The following is a 2416-nucleotide window of genomic DNA, read 5'->3' as shown; positions in this document are numbered from 1 at the left end:
GACCACGCTCGCCACGGTCGGCAGCGCCGTGCGCGGATGCCCCCTGGAAGCGGCAAGCAAGCTCGCCAGCCTTGGCTCCGACGCACCATCCACCCCGTTCCGACGATTGGCCGCCACCATCGAGCCTCCCTGCTGCCTGGCAATGATCAGAGATATTTCGCCGGCGTGCAACGCGCCGCGGCCCGGTCGGTTGCAGACGCGCTAATAAATATTCGAGCTCATGATCTTGCGGGCAGGATGCAATGCACCGAATCAAGCGTCTGGCACTTCAGGCGGTGCCTTGCCCAAGGCGCCTGGTTCGCGGGTTTTCGGGAACATGAACCGCCCGAAACCGTTTGTCTTGCCGAAGGGGCGTCCTGCAAACTCAAGGAGGCAGCGATGAAAAAGCTTCTGCTTGCTTCGATGATCGCCATCGCCTCGGCGTTCGCGATCGCGCCGGCCAGCGCCGGCGGCGTTGAGCTCGGTATCGGCGTCGGTCAGGGCTATGACGGGTATTACGGCGACGATTATGGCGGGTACTACCCGCACCGCTATTACCGGCACGTCTACAATGACGATTACGACAATGGCGGCTATGTGGTGCGCTATCACCACCGCCATCATTGCCGCACCCAGCTGGTGAGCCACTGGCGCCACCACCACCGCGTGGTGGAGGAAGTGCGCGTCTGCGGCAACGGATACGGCCGTTATTAAGCGAGCCAGTTGCCAAGCTGGTCAAAATGGGATCGCGCGGAACAGCCTCTGGCGTCCCGCGCGATCGTTCGTCACGCATCCGGGCGGCTCGGCGCTCACAAAGCCTTCAAATCTTGCTGATTGCGCGATGCGGCAGGACTTTTCCGGCGTGCCGAGCGTTATGATGGCGACCTCAGGAGAAGGTTTGTCATGCGCAAATTTGTGTTCGCCTCGCTGCTCACCCTGGCTTCGGCAACGGCCATCGTCACGCCGGCGGATGCGGGCAATGTGTTCCTCGGCGGCAGTTATTTCGACTACGGCCCTTTCGGCGATTTTTACGACAGCTACGGCTCCGCACCGGTCTACGGCTCCTATTGGGGTGGCCCCTATCTCAACTACGCCCCCGGGGAGCACGACGACCATGACAGCTTCTATGTCGCCCCGCCGAATGCCGCGCACGCCCGCCGCCATTGCCGGATCGAAACGGTGAGAACCCGCAGCCACGACCATCGTTTCATGCGGCAGGTGCGCGTCTGCGGCTAGCCCTACCCCCCCGCGGCCTCCGAGCGGGCGCGACTTCAAATCCCGGTGATTTCCGGGCAGACCGCACAGCTCCTTGGCAGCTTTTCGGCTCGTAAAGCGTTGTCAATGCGAACCTTCAGGAGGAGGTTGCCATGAAAAAGCTTCTACTTGCCTCGGCAATCGCCGTCGCGTCGGCGGTGGCCACGGTCGCGCCGGCGGACGCCCACGCGTTCTTCGGCTTCGGCTTCGCACCCTTCGGCGGCTATCTGCCGTATTACGGCGGTCCCTATTATGGCGGCGGCCCGTACTACGACGATTATTACGACGACTATTATCCCGGCTATATCGTGCGCTACCCGCACCACCGGTACTACCGGCATTACTACTATCACCCGCGCTACCACTTCAGGCACCACTACCACCATCGGCACCATCACAGTCACTACGGGCGCCGGTAGCAGCGGCCGCCAAGCTGATCTTCCCCTTGCGGGGGGAGATCAGCTGCTTGAAAATTCTAGCCGAAATGCCATCTAAGTCGCCGGTTCCAGGGAGAACAAAGGGTGACGCAGCGAAGCGGCAGCGCCGACCTGCCGCTGCATGGCGGGCGGGTCCCGAAATGGCTGGGCGATCGCATGACGAAGCTCGGCACAGTGCTGTGCGAGGCTATCATCCACCATTACGGCCGCGACGAGCTTTTGCGGCGCCTGGCGCATCCCTTCTGGTTCCAGTCCTTCGGCGCCGTGATGGGCATGGACTGGCATTCCTCCGGCATCACCACCTCGGTCATCGGCGCGCTGAAGCGCGGCCTCAACCCGCTCAGCAACGAGCTCGGCATCCATGTCTGCGGCGGGCGCGGCGCGCATTCGCGCAAGACGCCGGGCGAGCTGCTGGCGATCGGCGATCGCGTCGGGCTTGACGGCAAGGCCTTGGCCACCGCCAGCCGCCTCGTCGCCAAGGTGGACAGCGCCGCCGTGCAGGACGGCTACGACCTTTACCTGCACGGCTTCATCGTCGCCGATGACGGACGCTGGGTGGTTGTCCAGCAGGGCATGAATGGCGACGCCCGCCAGGCGCGCCGTTACCACTGGCTGTCGGAAGGGCTCAAGAGCTTCGTCGACCAGCCGCACGCGGCGATCGAGGGCGAGGCGCAAGGGCAGATCGTCAACCTCACCGACCGTCGGGCCGAAAAAGCGCGCGGCGACCAGATCGAGCTGCTCAAGAC

4 protein-coding genes are annotated in these 2416 nt (G+C 63.7%); all 4 read left to right on the top strand.

Going from position 1 to position 2416, the window contains the following annotated elements:
* The first annotated feature begins 378 nt into the window (after positions 1-378).
* Positions 379-693, top strand: coding sequence for a hypothetical protein (locus FJ471_RS34435; RefSeq protein WP_140811441.1), 315 nt, complete (start codon positions 379-381; stop codon positions 691-693).
* 189 nt (positions 694-882) lie between these two features.
* On the top strand, positions 883-1215 hold the full coding sequence (locus tag FJ471_RS34430) for a hypothetical protein (protein WP_140811433.1): 333 nt from the start codon (positions 883-885) through the stop codon (positions 1213-1215).
* A 131-nt stretch (positions 1216-1346) separates the two neighbouring features.
* Complete coding sequence (locus FJ471_RS34425; protein WP_140811425.1) at positions 1347-1652, top strand: hypothetical protein; 306 nt, start codon at positions 1347-1349, stop codon at positions 1650-1652.
* Positions 1653-1754: 102 nt separating this feature from the next.
* On the top strand, positions 1755-2416 hold a 662-nt coding region (locus FJ471_RS34420; RefSeq protein WP_140811417.1), incomplete at its 3' end, for a DUF763 domain-containing protein.

Source organism: Mesorhizobium sp. B2-7-1, assembly GCF_006440735.1.
In the GTDB taxonomy this organism is placed as follows: Bacteria; Pseudomonadota; Alphaproteobacteria; order Rhizobiales; family Rhizobiaceae; genus Mesorhizobium.
Note: the sequence above shows the minus strand (reverse complement) of the source record. Positions and strands in the feature narration are given on the sequence as shown.

Coding starts and splice junctions, on each gene's coding strand:
- FJ471_RS34425 (WP_140811425.1), top strand. CDS start 1,347: ATGAAAAAGCTTCTACTTGCCTCGGCAATCGCCGTCGCGTCGGCGGTG.
- FJ471_RS34435 (WP_140811441.1), top strand. CDS start 379: ATGAAAAAGCTTCTGCTTGCTTCGATGATCGCCATCGCCTCGGCGTTC.
- FJ471_RS34430 (WP_140811433.1), top strand. CDS start 883: ATGCGCAAATTTGTGTTCGCCTCGCTGCTCACCCTGGCTTCGGCAACG.